This is a genomic window from Pseudomonas sp. NPDC096925 (assembly GCF_044762545.1).
GTDB lineage: Bacteria > Pseudomonadota > Gammaproteobacteria > Pseudomonadales > Pseudomonadaceae > Aquipseudomonas.
Window position 1 is genome coordinate 268,831 of sequence record NZ_JBIWEM010000006.1, and the last position, 18,834, is coordinate 287,664.

Here is an 18,834-nt window from a genome sequence, read left to right on the forward strand (position 1 = left end):
GGCTCGGCGATGCCTGTCCGTGCGTTCCTCACCCGAACTGTCCGATAGGAGATCGCCCAGCATGCTGCCCCGTTTTGCCCCCCTGCTCGCCAGCCTCGGCCTCACCGGCCTGGCCCAGGCTGCTGCCACCCACTACCCGCTGACGGTCGACAACTGCGGCAAACCGCAAACCTTCGCCCAGGCGCCGGAGCGCGCGGTCACCATTGGCCAGGCCGGTACCGAGATGCTCTACGCGCTGGGGCTGGGTGACAAACTGGCGGCCACCTCGCTGTGGTTCAACAACGTGCTGCCCGAGTACCAGGTGCAGAACGACAAGGTGCCGCGCCTGGCCGACAACGAGCCCAGCTTCGAGGCAGTAGTGGGCAAGCGCCCGCAACTGGTGACGGTGCAGTTCGAATGGATGGTCGGTGCCCAGGGGGCGGTCGGCACCCGCGAGCAGTTCGATGAACTGAGCATCCCCACCTACCTGCTGCCGTCGGACTGCGAAGGCAAGGACAACCTGGTGGGCGCCGACGGCACCCGCCTGCAAGCGTTCCAGGTCGAAAGCATCTACAAGAGCGTCAGCCAGCTGGCGGAAATCTTCGACGTGCAGGACCGTGGCACAGCCCTGAATGCCGAGCTCAGAAACCGCCTGGACAGCGCCAAGGCGCAACTGGCCGGCAAGGATCTGTCCACCACCTCGGCATTGTTCTGGTTCTCCAGCGCCGACCTGCACATCGACCCCTACGTAGCAGGCCGCCAGGGGGTCGCCGATTTCATGCTGCGCACCCTCGGCGTGCGCAACGTGGTCGAGTCCAGCGAAGAGTGGCCGACCGTTGGCTGGGAAACCCTGGCCAAGGCCAACCCCACCTGGCTGATCATCGCCCGCATGGACCGCCGCCGCTACCCCGCCGACGACTATCAGAAGAAGCTGGCATACCTGCGCAGCGACCCGGTAACGCGCAACATGGATGCGGTGAAGCACGACCGCATCATCATCCTCGACGCCGACGCCATGCAGGCCGGCATTCGCTTGTTCAGCGGCCTGCAGACGCTGGCCGCCGCCTTAGCCAGCGGCAAAGCAGCCCAGTGATGATGCGCCTGTTACCCATCGCCGTTGCCCTGGTCGCCCTGTTGGCGGCCTTGCTGGCCGGCACCGCCATCGGCGAAACCAACCTGTCACCCGGCGTGGTCGGCCAGGTGCTGGCCAACCACCTGTGGCAGGCCGGCTACCCGGTCGACCCGATCGACGCCGGCATCATCTGGAACTACCGCCTGACCCGCACCCTGGTCGCTGCGGCCTGCGGCGCCGGCCTGGCCATCTGCGGCGTGATCCTCCAGGCATTGTTGCGCAACCCGTTGGCCGAGCCTTACCTGCTGGGGTTGTCTGCCGGCGCCTCGACCGGTGCGGTGCTGGTCGGCCTGCTGGGCCTGGGCAGCCTGGCGCTGAGCATGTCCGGCGGCGCTTTCATCGGCGCCCTGGCAGCATTCGCCCTGGTGCTGGTGCTGGCCCGCGCAGCCGGCCCGGGCAGCAACAACGCCCAGGTGATCCTCGCCGGGATCGCCGGCTCGCAACTGTTCAACGCCCTCACCGCCTTCCTCATCACCAAGTCGGCCACCGCCGAGCAGGCGCGCGGCATCCTGTTCTGGCTGCTGGGCAACCTCAGTGGCGTGCGTTGGCCTTCGGTGTGGCTGGCCGTGCCAGTGGCGCTGTTCGGGCTGGTGGTGTGCCTGTGGTACCGCCGTGCGCTGGATGCCTTCACTTTCGGTGCCGACTCGGCGGCGTCGCTGGGCATCCCGGTACGGCGTACCCAGTTGCTGTTGATCAGTTGCGCGGCGCTGGTGACCGCCGTGATGGTGTCCATCGTCGGCGCCATCGGTTTTGTCGGGCTGGTGATTCCCCATGCCCTGCGCCTGCTGCTTGGCCCCGGGCACAGCCGCCTGCTGCCTGCCAGTGCCCTGGGCGGGGCACTGTTTCTGATTGCTGCCGACATCCTGTCGCGCACCTTGATTCCTGGCCAGGTGATCCCCGTTGGCGTGGTCACCGCGCTGCTCGGCGCACCGGTCTTCGCGCTGATCCTGGTCAGCCGCCGGGGGCGCCCATGACGGTCATGACGGCTGTACCGATGGCCCCCTTGAGTTGCCAGAGCCTGGGGCTGCAACTGGCCGGCAATAGCGTGCTCAGCGATATCGAACTAAGCGTTGTCGCCGGTGAAACCCTCGGCATCGTCGGCCCCAACGGCTCCGGCAAGTCTTCGCTACTGAAGGTGCTGGCCGGGCTGCGCAAGCCAGGCAGCGGCTGCGTGCAGCTGCTGGGCGAGCCGCTGGCACAATTGCCCCGCCGCCGTGTCGCCCAAGCCTTGGCGCTGGTCGAACAGCAGGCTGATACCCTCGATGCGATCAGCGTGTTCGACGCCGTTGCCTTGGGCCGCACCCCTTGGCTGTCGGCGCTGGCGCCGTTCTCCCGGGAAGACCGCGCGATCGTCGAACAGGCCCTGGCCGACCTCGACGCCCTGCACCTGCGCACACGCCTGTGGGGCTCGCTGTCCGGTGGCGAGCGCCAACGCGTGCACATCGCCCGTGCCCTGGCGCAACGGCCGCAGGTGCTACTGCTGGACGAGCCGACCAACCACCTCGATATCCAGCACCAGCTGGGCCTGCTGCAACAGGTGCAAGCCCTGCCGGTGACCACCCTGGTGGCCTTGCACGACCTCAACCAGGCACTTACCTGCGACCGCGTCGCGGTGCTCGACAAGGGCCGCCTGGTCGCCCTCGGCAAACCGCTCGAAGTGCTCAACCCCGAGCGCCTGCTAAGCACTTTCGGCGTGCACGCCCACTACCTCACCGACCCCTTCGACGGCGCACGCATCTTGCGTTTTCGCGCCTCCTGAACAGGAAGCTTTGCCCATGCCGCGCCCTGTCGCCCTGCTGCTCACCGGCACCCTGCTAGCACCGGCCGCGCTGGCCGAATCCGCCCAGTCGCAAAGCAACGGCTTTGTCGAGGATGGCCGCTGGAGCCTGCTCAACCGCAGCGTATTCGACCAGCGCGACTACAAGCATGGCGGGCGCAACAGTGCCGCGCGCAACGCCTACAAGCCGCGCAGTGAACGTAACGGCAAGGCCGAGGAATGGGCCTATGGGCTGATGGGCACCTTTCAGTCCGGCTTCACCCGGGGGCTGATCGGTGTCGGGGTCGATGCCCACGCCTACCTGGGTGTGCAACTTGACAGCGGCGGCGGGCGCGCAGGCAAGGCGCGCTTGCTCGGGGTGGATAACGAGGGGCACCCGAAAAACGAATACAGCCGTGCCGGCGCGGCACTGAAACTGCGCATGTCCAATACCGTGCTGTCTTACGGTGAGCAACGGGTCAAGACCCCGGTGTTCAGCTCTTCGGACAGCCGCCTGCTACCCGAGACAGCCACCGGTTTCTTCCTTGCCAGCAACGAATTCGACACCCTGAAGCTGGTGGCCGGGCACTTCAACGAGAGTACCGACCGTAATGCTTCCAGCCACGACCAGGGCTTCGTGGTGAACTACTCCAACGGCCGCCAGGGCAACAGCTTCGACCTGGCTGGCGTGGTGTGGAACCCCGGCGCCGCCTTCAGCGGCAGCCTGTACACCTCCCGCTACCAGGACAGCTGGAACCAGCACTACCTGGGCAGCACCCTCAGCCATGCCCTGGATGAGCGCCGCAGCCTCAGCCTCGACCTCAACTTGTACCGCACCACCGACACCGGCAAGGCGCTGTCCGGGCGCATCGACAACACCACCTGGAGCCTGGTCTCACGCTACAACCACGGGCCGCACGGCTTCAGCCTGGGCTGGCAGCAGGTGGACGGCAACACGCCATTCGACTACGTGACGCGGGGGGCGATCTTCATTGCCAACGCGGTGCAGATGTCGGACTTCAACGCGCCGAACGAGAAGTCGTGGCAGGCGCGTTATGACCTGAACATGGGCGCCTACGGCGTGCCAGGGTTGAACCTGACGGCATTGTACGTGCGCGGGTTCGATATCGACGGCACTCATGTCGACCCTGCAGGCGGGTATGCGTACCTGGGGTATGGCAAGGGGGGCAAACATTGGGAGCGCGACCTCGAGGCACGGTATGTGGTACAGAGTGGCAAGGCCAAGGGCACCGTGTTTTCGCTGCGCCATGACGTGCATCGGGGCAACACGGCGCAGGCGGAGCTGGATGGGGACCAGATACGGTTGGCGGTGGAATGGCCGTTGGGGGGTGAGTTCTGATGTATCGCGTGGTCGGAAAGATCCTGGGGCCGCATGACGGCCCCAAAAACCGATCAGACGACCGAACTGCCAACAGGCTGCACCCCCCACTCCGCCCGTTCCTGCGCACTCAGCGTCGCCACCACCTCGGCAAAGGTCCGCTCCAGCTCTGAGCTGACATTGCCAAACACCCGGTAATTGGTCAGCAGGTAGCGCTTCACGGTCCTGGGCCAGCGCCTTTCCTTGTGCGCCGCATGGATGATGCCTTTGGCGTCATGCCGCGTCGCTCCACGCCACAGGTCCATCAACCTGTTCTCGAAATCACCGAAGGTCCACAGGTCTCTGCGGTCTTCGAACTCGTCCAGCAGTTTGAGTTTGTACAGGGCCATGTGCGTCATCGTGAATCTCCCTTGGGTGCATTGAAAAATCCGTGCACCTCGGAAGGTAAGCAACCCGGGCAGGTTTTGAAATGAACGCGTCGATTAGCTGAGCAGCATCTTTGTAGGCACTTTCTGACCTGCCAGCGCAGCCACAACGGCCGACATCGGTATAATCGGCAGCACTCACTGCCCAACCAGGCCACGCCATGCCTCGCTTCCAGAAGTTGCTGTTGCCCCTGCTGCTGACTGCCGCCCTCACCGCCTGCGACCAGCAACCCTCCCGTGAAGAACAAATCCTGGCCCAGCTGCCGCTGCAGGATGCCTACACGCACAACATCGAGCGCATGGCAGCGCTGCTCGGCCGCACACACCCGCAGCTGTCGCAGGCGACCATCCAGGGCGTGCTGCGCAAGTACCTGACCGTCGAGGACCAGCGCCAGGACCTGTTCCGGCTGTACAGCGAAAAGAACTTCAGCGATGCCGAGTTCGCCACCATCGTCGAGGCCACCCAGGACCCGGCCAAGGCCCGTGCCCTGGAAGACACCGAGGCCGGCAAGCGCCTGAGCGAGAAGCTGACCGCCCTGATGCGCGAGACCGCCCGCGACGCGAAGGTGCAGGCCTTGGCCGAGCAGCGCATGCAACAGGTCGAAGACGAACTGGACGCGCTGGAAAAGGCAGGCTCCTGAGCGTGGTTCCCCGCTGCGGCCATAACGCGTAAGGTTATTCCCATTTCATAGCTGTTTTTCGATCACCCGAGGTCAGGATTGCCACACACCAAGCACGGATTGCGCCTGGATTTACGCACACTCATTCTGGTGCTCTGCGCCCTTACCGCCGTGGTCATGCTGTGCGCCAGCTATTTCGCCAGCTACCGGGTGCAGCGCCAACTGCTCATCGACCACGCCCTGGAAGCCAACCGGGTGTACGCGATGAAACTGGCCACCATCACCGAGACCTTTATCGGCAACGCTTTACAGCAACTGTCGTTCAGCGCTGGCGTGCAAGGCCGGCAGTTCGGTGACGCCGTTGCCCTGCAGGCAGAGACCGAGCGTGTCCTGAGCCAGAGCCTGGCCTTCAACTCCACGTTCGTGATCGATGCCAACGGGGTGCTGCTGGCGATTTCCCCCGCCCCGTTGCGGCACCTGGTCGGCAGGCACATGCAGTCGCCCGGCGTTCAAGAGGCGCTGCACGCGCGCCGAGCACTGGTGTCGACGCCTTACGTGACGGCGGCCAATAACCTGGTGGTGGCGCTGTCGCAACCCATTTTCGACAGCAATGGCCGCTACCTGGGGTATGTCAGCGGCAGCCTGTACCTGCGTAAACACAACATCCTCAACAGCCTGCTGGGCGAGCACTTCTACAAGGACGGCTCCTACCTGTACGTGGTCGACCGCAACCGCCGTCTGCTGTACCACCCCGACAGCCAGCGCGTGGGCACGGTGGTTGAAGGCAACGCATTGATCGACCAGCTGACGACCCTGGGCAGCGGTACCCGGCAACTGACCAACAGCCTCGGCGTGGAAATGCTCGCCGGGTTCGCCACCGTACCCAGCACCGGTTGGGGCGTGGTGGCGCAGCAGCCGCTGACTCAGACGTTGGCGCCACTGAGCAACCTGATCCTCAACGTGGTCGGCACCTCCGTACCGTTGGCGCTGGTGGGCAGCTTGCTGCTGTGGTGGCTGGCCATGACCATCGCCCGGCCGCTGTGGCAGCTTGCCGCCGGCGCCCGCTCGATGGACCGTGCCGGCACTGCCGAGCGCCTGCATCGGGTACCAGCCTGGTACTTCGAAGCGGCCGAGCTCAAGCGCGCGCTGCTGTTCGGGCTCAACCTGCTGCAGGAACGTATTGGCCGGCTCAACCGCGACGCCCAGACCGACCCGCTGACCGGCCTGGGCAACCGCCGCAGCCTGGAGTTCAGCCTGTCGTTGCTGGAAGCCGAGGGTCGGGCATTTGCGGCCATCGTGCTGGATATCGACCATTTCAAGCGGGTAAATGACTGCCACGGGCATGAAATAGGTGACCAGGTGCTGCGCCGGCTCGCAGAGCTGATGCGCCGCTGCTGCCGCGAGGGTGACCTGCTGTGCCGCACCGGCGGCGAAGAGTTCCTGATGCTGCTGCCAGGGGCCAGCCTGGACGTTGCAGCAGCGGTGGCCGAACGGCTGCGGGTGACGGTGCAGGATACCCCGGTGGAGCCGGCGGGGGCGGTGACGGTGTCGCTAGGGGTTGCGCGTTGGGATGGCGAGGCCGATAGCGAACCGGGGGATGCGTTGAGCGAGGCTGACCAGGCGCTTTACCGGGCCAAGCAGCAGGGGCGTAATCGAGTAGTCGTTGCCTGAGCGCCCTTGCTTGCCTGTTCTGGCATCTTCGCGGGTAAACCCGCTCCCACACCCCGCCGCCCTTAAGGATGGTGCATAACCTGTGGGAGCGGGTTCACCCGCAAAAGGGCCGGAACAGACACTACACCGCTCAAGGCAGCCCCATTGCCACATGAAGAAATGAACTTAGCTGGCTGTAACAATCCTTGTCATGAAACTGTCGCGTTTCAGTCATGGATGAACGCCTCATGCGTCCTGTGGTTTTCAATCAGAAGGGCGGTGTCGGTAAGTCCAGCATCGCCTGCAACCTTGCCGCCGCCAGTACCGCCGAAGGCTACCGGACCTTGCTGGTCGACCTCGACCCGCAGACCAATGCCACCTACTAAAAATCTTGAGCCCGAAGCACTACCCGAGCGTTCATCCGGATGATAGATTCGCCGCCATGAAAACCACCCGGCACACCCGCACGCTGACTGCCTGGACGCTCTACGCCAGCGTCCTGTTCAGCCTGGTGCTGTGCGGCCTGCACCACGGCCAGATGGGTGGCCTGCGCCTGGCCGGCCTGGAAGGCGGTTTCTGCTCGGTCAACAGCGAACACGGTGTAGCCATCGACCTGGATGGCGCGGGCGGCGACCAGCACATGGCCCAGCTCGACTGCCCAGTGTGTTCCTCGTTCAGCCTGGCCGTGCCGCTCAGCAGCGGCGGCTGGTCGTTCACCCCGGCGCAAGCCGTGGCCACCTCGCCCATCGTGGTGCGCAGCTGGGCGCAACCGCCGCCACGCTATCAACGCCCCGCCCTCAACCCCCGCGCCTCCCCCGCCTCTTTCCCCGCAGCCGTACTTCATTTCGCCTGACCTCAGCCGGGCGCGCCTGATTGCGCGCGCTCGCGGTCAGCCATGACCTTTGCGTGGAAGACACACCAACATGCTTCGCAATACCTCCCTGGTGCTCCTCATGGGCACCTGCAGCCTTGCCTGGGCGGACGCTGCCCCGGTTGAACTGAGCGCCACCACCATCGACGGTGAACGCGACGCCGCCAGCGGCGTGCAACTGGACGAGCCGATCCGTACCGGCTCGCGCCTGGGCCTCACCGCACGAGAAACGCCTGCCTCGGTCAGTGTCTCGGACCGCCGCCTGATCGAAGAGCGCGACGCCAAGGACAGCCAGGACGTGATCAACGCCATGACCGGCGTCAACGCTTCGGCCAACCCCGGCTTTGGCGGCTTCGTCGCCTACCGCGGCTTCACCCAGAACCAGGTTACCCAGTTGTACAACGGCATCAACCTGGGCTACAGCAGCGCCACCCGGCCAGTGGATGCCTGGGTGCTCGACCGCGTCGAGCTGATCGGCGGGCCGTCGTCGTTCCTGCATGGTGCGGGCGCGGTAGGCGGCTCGATCAACTACATCACCAAGTTGGCCAGCCGCGATCAACAGACCATCGACGGCCGTATCCGCTATGGCAGCTTCGACGACAGCGAAGTGGCGTTCGGCATCAACCAGGCACTGGCCAGCAACCCCGCCGATGCCCGCCACTTCATGCGCCTGGACTTCAGCCGTGGGCATGGCAACGGCTACATCGACCGCAACGAACGGCACACCGACAGCCTGGCCTTCTCGCTGCTCAGCGACCTCGCCCCCAACCTCACCCATACCCTGGCCGTGGAGTACCAGGAAGATCGCGAAGACAGCCCGTATTGGGGCTCACCGATCCTGCCCGGGCGCAGCACGATGAAAATCGACAACAGCCGCCGCTTCGAAAACTACAACGTCGGCGACGGGCGCTATGAGCAGCGGGTACGCTGGCTGCGCTCGATCCTCGACTACCAGCTCAGCGACAGCACCAGCGTGCAGAACACGCTGTACCACTACAACGCCCAGCGCGACTACCGCAACCTCGAACGCTACAGCTACACCGACGATGGCAAGGTACGCCGCAGCAGCCCTTACCTGCAGCGCCATGACCAGAACCTGCTGGGCGACCGCATCGAGCTGCGCCACGACAACCAGCTGCTCGGCCTGGCCAGCCAGTGGTCACTGGGGCTGGAGTATTCGCGCATGCGCCAGACCCTCTACCCCACCTCGAGCAGCTGGAGCGACGTGGTCGATGCCGAGCACTTCGACCCCGGCAGCTTCGACGACATCCCCGGGGTGAATGCCGGCCTGACCAAGCAACGCCGTCACGAGGTGACCAACCGCGCAGTGTTTGCCGAAAACCGCCTGCAACTCACCGAACGCCTGGCCCTGCTGACCGCCTTGCGCTACGACTACCTGGACATGCAAGTGACCAACTACGGCGCGGTGACGCCAACCTCGCCGGCGTTCTTCGAGCGGCGCTGGGAGCCGCTTTCCGGGCGTATCGGCCTGACCTATGCGCTGACGCCCTCGGCCAGCCTCTATGCGCAGTACAGTACCTCCGCCGACTTGCCGGCCGGCTCGCTGGCGGCAGCGACCTACTCCAACGTCGGGCTGTTCGACCTGTCCAAGGGCGAGCAGTGGGAAGTGGGCAGCAAGTTCGACTTTCTCGACGGGCGCGGTGCGGCCACGCTGGCGCTGTACCAGATCGTGCGCAAGGACTTCGCCGTGCGCGACGCCAACGACGCCAACCTCACGGTCCAGGCCGGGCAGCAGACCTCGCGCGGTGTCGAGCTGTCCGGGCGGCTGCAGGTGACACCAAAGCTGCTGGCCGAGGCCAACTATGCCTACGTCGATGCGCAGTACGACGAGTTCAACGAGGCGGTCAATGGCGTGTCGGTGTCGCGCAAGGGCAACGCACCGGTGAACGTACCGGGCAACATCGCCAACCTGTGGCTGACCTACAGCCTGACCCCGGCGTGGTCGGTGGGGGCAGACGGGCGCTATGTGGGCTCGGTGTATGCCGACAATGCCAACAGCCTCAAGGCCCCGGCCTACACCCTGTTCGGCGCGTTCGCCCGCTACCGGCTGGATGAACACACCTCACTCACCGGGCGGGTACGCAACCTGACCGACGAGGTGTATGCCAAGCAGGCCTACAACAACCAGTACTACATGGGGCCGCCGCGCACTTTCGAACTGGCGCTGGACATGCGTTTCTGAGCGCATGGCTTGTCTTGCATGAACACCCCGGCCTGCGTTGGCTCCTGTGGGAGCGGACCGCGCAAAGCGAACAACTCGCGGTTGATTCAGGTATCCCGAGGTCGCCCTCGACAAAGCGTTCTCCAGCGCCCGGTTATCTACTGGCAAGCACAACAATGATGGCGCGGCCCGACCGCGCCACTTTCATCATGCCTGCCAATGGAACCGGAGAGCACTCGCATGCCCACACCTCACGAGGTATCCCCCGCCACACTGCGCCGGGTGATAGCCGCCTCGGCCATCGGCAATTTCGTCGAATGGTTCGACTTCGCCGTCTACGGCTTTCTCGCTACCCTGATCGCCAGCCAGTTCTTCACCGGCGAAGACGCCAGCGTGGCCTTGCTCAAGACCTTTGCGGTGTTCGCCGTAGCCTTCGCCCTGCGCCCGCTGGGCGGCATCGTGTTCGGCGCGCTGGGTGACCGCCTGGGGCGCAAGCGCATCCTGTCGCTGACCATCCTGCTGATGGCCGGCTCCACGACCCTGATCGGCCTGCTGCCGACCTACGCCAGCATCGGCCTGACAGCCCCCGCACTGCTGACCCTGGCGCGCTGCCTGCAGGGCTTTTCTGCCGGTGGCGAATATGCCGGGGCCTGCGCCTACCTGATGGAGCACGCGCCCAACGACAAGCGCGCCTTCTATGGCAGCTTCGTGCCGGTCTCGACCTTTTCCGCGTTTGCCTGTGCGGCAGTGATCGCCTATGGCCTGGAAGCCAGCCTGTCGGCCGAAGCGATGAATGCCTGGGGCTGGCGCATCCCGTTCCTGATCGCGGCACCGTTGGGGCTGGTCGGCCTGTACCTGCGCTGGCGCATGGAAGAAACTCCGGCGTTCCGCGAAGCCATCGCCCAGGGCAAGGAGCATGAACATTCGCCGCTCAAGGAAACCCTGCGCAACCATGGCCGGGCGATCCGCAATCTGGGGGCCTTCATCTCGCTGACCGCGCTGTCGTTCTACATGTTCACCACCTACTTCGCCACCTACCTGCAACTGGTCGGCAACCTGACCCGCGCGCAATCGCTGCTGGTGACCACCGTGGCCCTGTTGTTCGCCGCCGTCGGCTGCCCGCTGGCCGGCGCGTTCTCGGACCGCGTAGGGCGGCGCAAGACCATCGGCTTTACCTGCCTGTGGGTGATGCTGTGCGTGTTCCCGGCGTACTGGCTGGCCAGCTCCGGCTCGATGTCCGGCGCGCTGCTGGGGGTGATCCTGCTGGCAGTGGGGGCATTGTGCAGTGGTGTGGTCACGGCGGCATTGCTGTCGGAAAGCTTCCCTACCCGCACCCGCTATACCGCTTCGGCGATTACCTACAACGTGGCCTATACCCTGTTTGGCGGCACCGCGCCATTGGTGGCGACCTGGCTGATCGGGCAGACCGGCAGCAGCCTGGCACCGGCGTTCTACCTGGTGGTGATTGCGCTGGTGGCCTTGGTGGGTGGGTTGGCGTTGCCGGAGACTTCGCGGATTTCGTTGCATGATGAGGCGGGAACGGAGAGCGCGCGGCCCGGAGCCCGTAGTACCGTTTGATATTTTGGGGGCTGCTTTGCAGCCCTTCGCGGGCTTGCCCGCTCCCACAGGGATCGCGCAAGCCCGCGAAGGGCCGCAACGCGGCCCCGGGGGCTCAACCCTCCTGCACCTCTTCGCGCCGATACGCCCACTGATACAACGCCGGCAACACCAGCAAGGTCAGTGCAGTGGAGGACAGAATCCCGCCAATCACCACGGTCGCCAGCGGCCTCTGCACCTCGGCCCCGGTCCCGGTAGCCAAAGCCATCGGAATGAACCCCAGCGACGCCACCAGTGCCGTCATCAGCACCGGCCGCAAGCGCGTCAGCGCGCCCTCCTCGACGGCCGCCCGCAGCGTACGCCCCTCCTCCCGCAGGCCACGGATAAAGGCGATCATCACCAGCCCGTTGAGCACCGCCACCCCCGACAAGGCAATGAACCCCACGCCAGCGGATATGGACAACGGGATGTCCCGCAACCACAGCGCCAGCACCCCGCCAGTGAGGGCGAACGGAATGCCGGTGAACACCAGCAGGCCATCCCTGAGGTTGTTGAACATCATCAGCAACAGTGCCATGACCAGCAGCAAGGCCACCGGTACCACCACCTGCAGACGCTCGGCCGCCGACTGCAGCTGCTCGAACTGGCCACCCCAGCGTGTCCAGTAACCCGGTGGTATCTGCACCTGCTCGATCAACGTCTGTTCGGCCTCCTCGACGAACGAGCCCAGGTCACGCCCGCGCACGTTGGCACTGACCACTACCACCCGCTTGCCATCCTCGCGGCTGACCTGGTTCGGCCCCAGCTGCAGGTTCAACGTGGCCACCTGCGACAGCGGGATGAAGCCGATCTGCCCGGCACCCGCTGCAGCGCTGGCCGGCACCGGAATCAGCAGGCTGGCCATCCCGTCGACATCGGTACGCAGGGTTTCCGACAGGCGCACCACCATGTCGAAACGGCGGTCACCTTCGTACAGCGTGCCGGCCGTGCGGCCCCCCACGGCAATGGCAATGGCGTCCTGCACGTCGCCCACGTTCAGGCCATGGCGTGCCGCCTTGTCGCGGTCGATATCGATGGTCAGCACCGGCAGGCCAGTGGTCTGCTCGACCTTTACCTCGGACGCGCCCGGCACACCTTGCAGGCTGCTGGCGATCTGCGCGGCGGTGCGGTTGAGCACGTCCATGTCGTCACCGAACAGCTTGACCGCCACATCGCTGCGCACCCCCGATATCAGCTCGTTGAAGCGCAACTGGATCGGCTGCGACAGCTCGTAGTTGCTGCCTGGCACGCTGGCAGCGGCACGTTGTACCTCAGCGATCAGCTCATCACGCGGCTTGCCCGGGTCGCCCCATTGCTCACGCGGACGCAGCATCACATAGGCGTCGGATATGTTCGGCGGCATCGGGTCGGAGGCGATCTCGGCGGTGCCGGTGCGGGCGAACACCCGCTCCACTTCCGGCACCTGGGCAATGATCGCCTGTTCCAGACGCTGCTGCATGTCGACCGATTGCGACAGGCTGGTGCCCGGCACGCGCAGGGCCTGCAGGGCGAAGTCGCCTTCGCTGAGGCTGGGGATGAACTCGCTGCCCATGCGGCTGGCCATTACCCCGGACAACAACACCAGGGTGGCGGCGGCGGCGAACGCCAGCTTGCGCCGGCCCAGCACCCAGGCCAGCACCGGGGCATAGCGCTGGCGCGCCGTGCGCATTACCAGGCCTTCCTCTTCCTTGACCTTGCCAGTGACGAACAGGGCAATGGCCGCTGGCACGAAGGTAACCGAGAGGATCATGGCACCGAGCAGGGCGATGACCACGGTAAAGGCCATAGGGTGGAACATCTTGCCCTCCACCCCGGTCAGGGCAAAGATCGGCAGGTACACCACCATGATGATCAACTGGCCGTAGATCAGCGGCCGGCGCGCCTCACGGGCGGCCGCAAACACTTCATGGAAGCGCTCGGCGCGGCTCAGCATGCGGCCATGGCGTTGCTGGGCGTGGGCCAGGCGGCGGATGGCGTTCTCCACGATCACCACCGCGCCGTCGACGATGATGCCGAAGTCCAGTGCGCCCAGGCTCATCAGGTTGGCGCTGACCTTGTTGCTGAACATGCCGGTGAAGGTGAACAGCATCGACAACGGAATGACCATGGCGGTGATCAGCGCAGCACGGATGTTGCCCAGGAACAGGAACAACACGGCGATGACCAGGATGGCCCCTTCGACCAGGTTCTTCTTCACCGTGGCGATGGCCTTTTCCACCAGATTGGTGCGGTCGTACACCGTCACCGCGACCACGCCCTTGGGCAGGTTGCGGTTGATCTCCACCAGCTTGGCGGCAACCGCCTGTGACACCGTGCGGCTGTTCTCGCCAATCAGCATGAACACCGTGCCCAGCACCACTTCCCGGCCATTTTCGGTAGCCGCGCCCGAGCGCAGCTCTTCGCCCAGGCCGACCTGGGCAACATGGCTGACGCGGATTGGCGTGCCGTCGACACTGGAGATGACGATGTTGGCGATGTCCTCGGCCGATGCCACCTGGCCTGGCGCGCGGATCAGCAACTGCTCGCCATTGCGCTCGATGTAGCCGGCGCCGACGTTGGCGTTGTTGCGTTCCAGCGCCGCGATCAGGTCGTTGAGGGTGAGCTTGTAGGCCGCCAGGCGCTTGGGCTCCGGCGCAATCAGGTACTGCTTGGCATGGCCACCGATGCTGTTGACCTCGGCCACCCCGGGTACATTGCGCAGTTGCGGCTTGATGATCCAGTCCTGGATCACCCGCAAGTCAGTCGGGGTGTAGGGCGTGCCGTCCTCCTTCAGCGCGCCCTGCTCGGCCTCCACCGTCCACAGGAAGATTTCACCCAACCCGGTGGAAATCGGCCCCATGCCCGCTTCGATGCCATCGGGCAACTGCTCGCGTGCCACTTGCAGGCGCTCGTTGACCAGTTGACGGGCGAAGAACAGGTCGGTGCCGTCGTCGAAAATCACCGTGACCTGCGACAGGCCCGAGCGCGACAGCGAGCGGGTCTGCTTGAGCCCAGGCAGGCCGGCCATGGCGGTCTCGATGGCGAAGGTGATGCGCTGCTCGGTCTCCAGCGGCGAATAGCCGGGCGCGGCGGTATTGATCTGCACCTGGACGTTGGTGATATCCGGTACAGCGTCGATCGGCAGTTTCTGGTAGCTGTGGATACCCACCGCAGCCATCAGGACCACGGCCAGCATCACCACCAGGCGCTGCTCGATGGCAAATTGGATCAGGCGTTCGAACATGCAGGCGTCCCCGTGATCAATGGCTGTGCTCGGCCGAGCCCTTGCCCAGCTCGGACTTGAGGACAAAGCTGCCGGCGGCGGCCACCTGGGTTCCGGCGGCAAGGCCGGTGGTGATTTCCACCTGACCGGCGTCGCGGCGGCCGGTCTTCACCGGGCGGGCCTCGAAGCCTTCCTCGGTGCGGGCAAACACCACGGTCTGCTCCTCCCAGGTTTGCAGGGCGCTTTCCGGCACCACCACGGCGGCTTTGAAGCGCTCGACGCTGACCGCAACATTGACGAACAGCCCCGGGCGCCAGGCGCCGTTGGGGTTGGCCAGGGTGGCGCGGACAGTGGCAGCGCGGTTCTGCTCGCCGAGCAGGCTGCCAACGTAGTTGACCTTGCCCTCGACCTGGGCCCCCAGGTCCGGCGCGCTGACCGTGACATTGCGGCCGGTGACCACCTTGTCCAGATCGCGCGGGGCGACGGCGAAGGTGGCCCAGACCCGGTTCAGGTCAGACAGGGTGAAGGCGTTGCTGGTCTCATCGACCACCTCGCCCACGGTCAAGTGCTTTTCCACCACCACTGCATCGAACGGCGCGCGTAGTTCATAGCGGTTGCCGGTGCCGGCCGGCCCCACGGCGGCGACCTTCTGCCGGGCGTTGGCCAGGGCAATCTCGGCTTCCTGCAAGGCCTGGCGGGCCTGCTGGTAATCCTGCTCGGCGCTGATGCGTTCCTGCCACAGCTGCTGTTCGCGCTGGAAAGTCAGGCGCGCCAGTTCCAGGCGGCGCTGGGCAGCTTGTTGCTCGCTGCGCAGGTCGGAAATCTGCTGGCTGGCGATTACCGCCAGCACCTGGCCGCGCCTGACCGCCTGGCCCAGCTCGGCTTGCACCGCCTCGACCACGCCGGGCACGCGTGGCACCACATGGGCGGTACGGTCTTCGTCAAAGCGGATTTCACCCGGGAAGCTGATGGCGGTACCCAGCTCACGAGGGCCGGCGTTGGCCAGTTGCACACCGGCCGCTTCGATCTGGGCGATGGACAGGTGCAGCTTGCCCTCTTCTTCTTCGTGGCCTTCGCCGGCCTGTTCCTCGCCGTGGCCGTGGCTGTCGCCGTGATCGTCGTGCCGGGCTTGCGTGCTCGACGCCTTGCCAAGGTTGTCGGTCCAGGCCAGGCCACCCAGGCCAAGCGCGGCAATGGCGGCAGCCAGAAGGGCTATCTTGCGTGGATTAGTCATTGTTGCTCCTGCTGTTCAATTTGTTGCTCAGGCCATCGAGGTCGCCATAGATCCGCTCGACCTGCGCCCGCGCGTCGGTCGCCGAGGCCAGTGCCTCGAGGTACAGCCCGCGTGCCTCGATCAGCGTGCGCTGGGCATCGAGTACATCGAGAAAGGCGAACTTGCCCATTTCGAAACCGCGGGTGGCGGTGTCCACGGCCTGCTGCGCAGAAGGCAGGATGGTGCGGTCGTAGGCCTGCACTTCCTGCATGGCCGTGGCCCACTGGCTGACGGCGCTGCGGGTTTCACTGCGCAAGCGCAGCTCCACGGCGTTGCGCAGGTCACGCGCCTGGTCGGCACGGCGCGCCGCGGCCAGCACGTTGCCCTGGTTGCGGTCGAACAACGGCAAGGGCATCGACAGGCCCACCACATTGACTCGCTCGCGGTCTTCGCGGCTGTACTGGCTACCCAGGCTGACGGTGAGGTTGGGAATGCGCAGGGCCTTTTCCGACCCGAGGGACGCGTCGCCGCGCTCGACCTGGGCGGCGGCCAGGCGCCATTCGGCCGTCTGCTCGACCTGGCTGAGCAGGGCGTCGGCGCTGGGCGCGTCACCGGGGGACAGGTCGGCGGCCTGCAACTGGTCGAAGCTTGCCAACGGGCTGCCGGTCAACCGTGCCAGGGCCTGATAGGCCACGCTGCGCTGGGTTTGTGCACGGCGCACTTCGGCCTGGGCCTGGGCCAGCTGCACCTGGGCCCGGGTGGCCTCCACGGGCGATGACTGGCCGGCGGTCACCCGCCCCTGCACTACCCGCAGCCCACGCTCGGTCAACGCCTGCGATTGCTGCGCCAGTTCAAGCGCAGTCTGCGCGCGCAAGGCCGCATGGAAGGCCTGCACCACATCGGCGCGCAGGCCGTTGCGCTGGCGCTCCAGGTCCAGTTGGGCAATGGCCTGGCCGGCACCGGCCACGGCGATGCGTGCGCCGCGCTTGCCGCCCAGCTCCAGCGCTTGGCTGAGGGTGACAGTGGTGGTGCTGGTGTCACGCCGGGTGTCCTCGACCTCCCAGGACAGTTCCGGGTTGGGGATTAGCCCGGCCTGGCGCCGCTCGCCGTCGGCAATGCCGATGTCCCGGCCAGCCGCGGCCAGTTCCGGGTTCTGGGCAAAGGCGGCGTCAAGCGCCTGGGGCAGGCTCAGGCTCTGGCTGGCCTGGGCGCTGGCGGCGCCGGCCAGCAACAGGCAGAGCAAGGCGGTCTTGCGGTGAATGGGCACGAAACAGGTCCTCGTCGGCGAGCTTTGGCGAGGAACTGTAAAAAGCCGTGCTTATCGGGGGGGTGGCGGAAAAATTACAATTCTGTAATCCAGCCTGCGTTCTCTCCTACCGGGGATGTGTACATGCAGGGTTCGATAATCGCCCACTTTCCTGGCACAGCGGTTTAGTCCAATTGACTAAACTAACCAGGCGGTACAAAACTAGGTGAATCCAACAACAACAAAGCGATGCCCGTAATGAAGCCCATTATTCTCGTGCTCAACGGCCCCAACCTGAACATGCTGGGCACCCGCGAGCCTGCCCAGTACGGCTACGAAACCCTCGCCGACCTGGCCCGGGGTTGTGCCGATACTGCCCATGCCCATGGCCTGGAAATTGAATTCCGCCAAACCAACCACGAAGGCGAACTGATCGACTGGATCCATGCCGCTCGTGGTCGCTGCGCCGGCATCGTGATCAACCCCGGTGCCTGGACCCATACCTCAGTGGCCATCCGCGATGCCCTGGTGGCCAGCGAAGTGCCGGTTATCGAAGTGCACCTGTCCAACGTGCACAAGCGTGAACCGTTCCGTCACCTGTCGTTCATCTCGTCCATCGCCGTCGGGGTCATCTGCGGCCTGGGCAGCCATGGCTACCGCATGGCCATCAGCCACTTCGCCGAAAGGGTGCAGGAGCACGGCGCATGAGCCAGCAAGCCATCCTCGCCGGCCTGATCGGCCGCGGCATCCAGCTGTCGCGCACCCCAGCCCTGCACGAACACGAAGGTGATGCCCAGGCGCTGCGCTACCTGTACCGGCTGATCGATGCCGACCAGCTGCACCTGGACGACAGCGCCCTGCCCGGCTTGCTCGACGCCGCCCAACACACCGGTTTTACCGGGCTCAACATCACCTACCCGTTCAAGCAGGCGATCCTGCCGTTGCTCGACGAACTGTCGGACGAAGCCCGCGGCATCGGCGCGGTGAACACCGTGGTGCTCAAGGACGGCAAGCGGGTCGGTCACAACACCGACTGCCTGGGCTTTGCCGAAGGTATGCGCCGTGGCCTGCCCGACGTGGCACGGCGCCAGGTGGTGCAGATGGGTGCCGGTGGCGCCGGTTCCGCCGTAGCCCATGCCCTGCTGGGTGAAGGGGTCGAGCGGCTGGTGCTGTTCGAAGTGGATGCGGCCCGTGCGCAAGCCTTGGTAGACAACCTGAATGCCCATTTCGGTGCCGGGCGCGCCGTGGTCGGCACTGACCTGGCCACGGCCCTGGCCGAGGCGGACGGGCTGGTCAACACCACGCCGGTGGGCATGGCCAAGCTGCCGGGCACGCCGCTGCCGGTGGAGCTGCTGCATGCGCGGTTGTGGGTGGCGGAGATCATCTACTTCCCGCTGGAAACCGAACTGCTGCGCGCCGCCCGGGCACTGGGCTGCCGCACCCTGGACGGCAGCAATATGGCCGTGTTCCAGGCGGTGAAGGCGTTCGAGCTGTTCAGCGGGCGCCAGGCGGATGCGGCGCGGATGCAGGCGCATTTCGCCAGTTTCACCTGACAGATCGTTGTTGGCTTCTTCGCGGGTGAACCCGCTCCCACAGGGATCGCACAGCCTGCAAGCGGTGCAG

The 18,834-nt window shown here is 65.7% G+C and carries 15 protein-coding genes and 1 pseudogene; 12 read left to right on the forward strand and 4 right to left on the reverse strand.

The window, feature by feature from the left end; all coding sequences use genetic code 11:
- Positions 1-61 precede the first annotated feature (61 nt).
- Genes ACIQYU_RS18555 through ACIQYU_RS18570 form a run of 4 tightly spaced genes read left to right on the forward strand, consistent with a single transcriptional unit; the run spans position 62 to position 4,227 of the window.
- Entirely contained in the window at positions 62-1,072 is a 1,011-nt protein-coding gene (locus ACIQYU_RS18555) for an ABC transporter substrate-binding protein (RefSeq protein WP_402801391.1), read from the forward strand.
- A complete protein-coding gene (locus ACIQYU_RS18560; RefSeq protein ID WP_233687772.1) occupies positions 1,072-2,085 on the forward strand; it encodes an iron ABC transporter permease in 1,014 nt (337 codons plus the stop codon). Before ACIQYU_RS18555 ends, ACIQYU_RS18560 begins: the two co-directional genes overlap by 1 nt.
- On the forward strand, positions 2,082-2,870 hold the full coding sequence (locus ACIQYU_RS18565; RefSeq protein WP_207833863.1) for an ABC transporter ATP-binding protein: 789 nt from the start codon (positions 2,082-2,084) through the stop codon (positions 2,868-2,870). The genes ACIQYU_RS18560 and ACIQYU_RS18565 overlap by 4 nt, the downstream gene beginning before the upstream one ends.
- A 16-nt stretch (positions 2,871-2,886) precedes the next feature.
- Entirely contained in the window at positions 2,887-4,227 is a 1,341-nt protein-coding gene (locus ACIQYU_RS18570) for an OprD family porin (RefSeq protein WP_207833865.1), read from the forward strand.
- A gap of 53 nt (positions 4,228-4,280) precedes the next feature.
- On the opposite strand, the gene ACIQYU_RS18575 is transcribed toward ACIQYU_RS18570, so the two are convergent.
- Complete coding sequence (locus tag ACIQYU_RS18575) at positions 4,281-4,604, reverse strand: hypothetical protein (RefSeq protein WP_233687773.1); 324 nt, start codon at positions 4,602-4,604, stop codon at positions 4,281-4,283.
- 188 nt (positions 4,605-4,792) lie between these two features.
- Here ACIQYU_RS18575 and ACIQYU_RS18580 point away from each other — a divergent pair, with 188 nt between their 5' ends.
- The 6 genes and pseudogenes from ACIQYU_RS18580 (at position 4,793) to ACIQYU_RS18605 (ending at position 11,532) form a co-directional block, all read left to right on the forward strand.
- Positions 4,793-5,272, forward strand: coding sequence for a hypothetical protein (locus ACIQYU_RS18580; RefSeq protein WP_233687774.1), 480 nt, complete (start codon positions 4,793-4,795; stop codon positions 5,270-5,272).
- Between the two features lie 78 nt (positions 5,273-5,350).
- Entirely contained in the window at positions 5,351-6,922 is a 1,572-nt protein-coding gene (locus ACIQYU_RS18585; protein WP_233687775.1) for a sensor domain-containing diguanylate cyclase, read from the forward strand.
- Between the two features lie 227 nt (positions 6,923-7,149).
- A pseudogene (locus ACIQYU_RS18590) lies at positions 7,150-7,284 on the forward strand (ParA family protein); the annotation flags it as partial.
- A 59-nt stretch (positions 7,285-7,343) separates the two neighbouring features.
- Positions 7,344-7,754, forward strand: a complete 411-nt coding sequence (locus ACIQYU_RS18595) for a DUF2946 family protein (RefSeq protein ID WP_233694278.1) — start codon at positions 7,344-7,346, stop codon at positions 7,752-7,754.
- Positions 7,755-7,824: 70 nt separating this feature from the next.
- Entirely contained in the window at positions 7,825-9,975 is a 2,151-nt protein-coding gene (locus ACIQYU_RS18600) for a TonB-dependent siderophore receptor (protein ID WP_241106493.1), read from the forward strand.
- Between the two features lie 219 nt (positions 9,976-10,194).
- On the forward strand, positions 10,195-11,532 hold the full coding sequence (locus tag ACIQYU_RS18605) for an MFS transporter (protein WP_207837362.1): 1,338 nt from the start codon (positions 10,195-10,197) through the stop codon (positions 11,530-11,532).
- Between the two features lie 94 nt (positions 11,533-11,626).
- Here ACIQYU_RS18605 and ACIQYU_RS18610 read toward each other — a convergent pair whose 3' ends face one another.
- Genes ACIQYU_RS18610 through ACIQYU_RS18620 form a run of 3 tightly spaced genes read right to left on the reverse strand, consistent with a single transcriptional unit; the run spans position 11,627 to position 17,232 of the window.
- Positions 11,627-14,773 carry an efflux RND transporter permease subunit gene (locus tag ACIQYU_RS18610; RefSeq protein WP_402801403.1) on the reverse strand — a complete coding sequence of 1,049 codons (3,147 nt, stop codon included), beginning with the start codon at positions 14,771-14,773 and terminating at the stop codon, positions 11,627-11,629.
- Between the two features lie 16 nt (positions 14,774-14,789).
- Positions 14,790-15,986, reverse strand: a complete 1,197-nt coding sequence (locus tag ACIQYU_RS18615) for an efflux RND transporter periplasmic adaptor subunit (protein ID WP_207837368.1) — start codon at positions 15,984-15,986, stop codon at positions 14,790-14,792.
- Positions 15,979-17,232, reverse strand: coding sequence for a TolC family protein (locus ACIQYU_RS18620; protein ID WP_207837371.1), 1,254 nt, complete (start codon positions 17,230-17,232; stop codon positions 15,979-15,981). The genes ACIQYU_RS18615 and ACIQYU_RS18620 overlap by 8 nt, the downstream gene beginning before the upstream one ends.
- A 237-nt stretch (positions 17,233-17,469) precedes the next feature.
- Between ACIQYU_RS18620 and aroQ the strand changes: the two genes are divergently transcribed.
- The gene (gene aroQ, locus ACIQYU_RS18625; RefSeq protein WP_207837374.1) at positions 17,470-17,919 is read left to right on the forward strand and encodes a type II 3-dehydroquinate dehydratase; all 450 of its coding nucleotides are present in this window, start codon (positions 17,470-17,472) and stop codon (positions 17,917-17,919) included.
- Positions 17,916-18,764 (forward strand): shikimate dehydrogenase, encoded by an 849-nt coding sequence (locus ACIQYU_RS18630; protein WP_207837376.1) that lies wholly within the window; start codon positions 17,916-17,918, stop codon positions 18,762-18,764. The genes aroQ and ACIQYU_RS18630 overlap by 4 nt, the downstream gene beginning before the upstream one ends.
- Positions 18,765-18,834 lie beyond the last annotated feature (70 nt).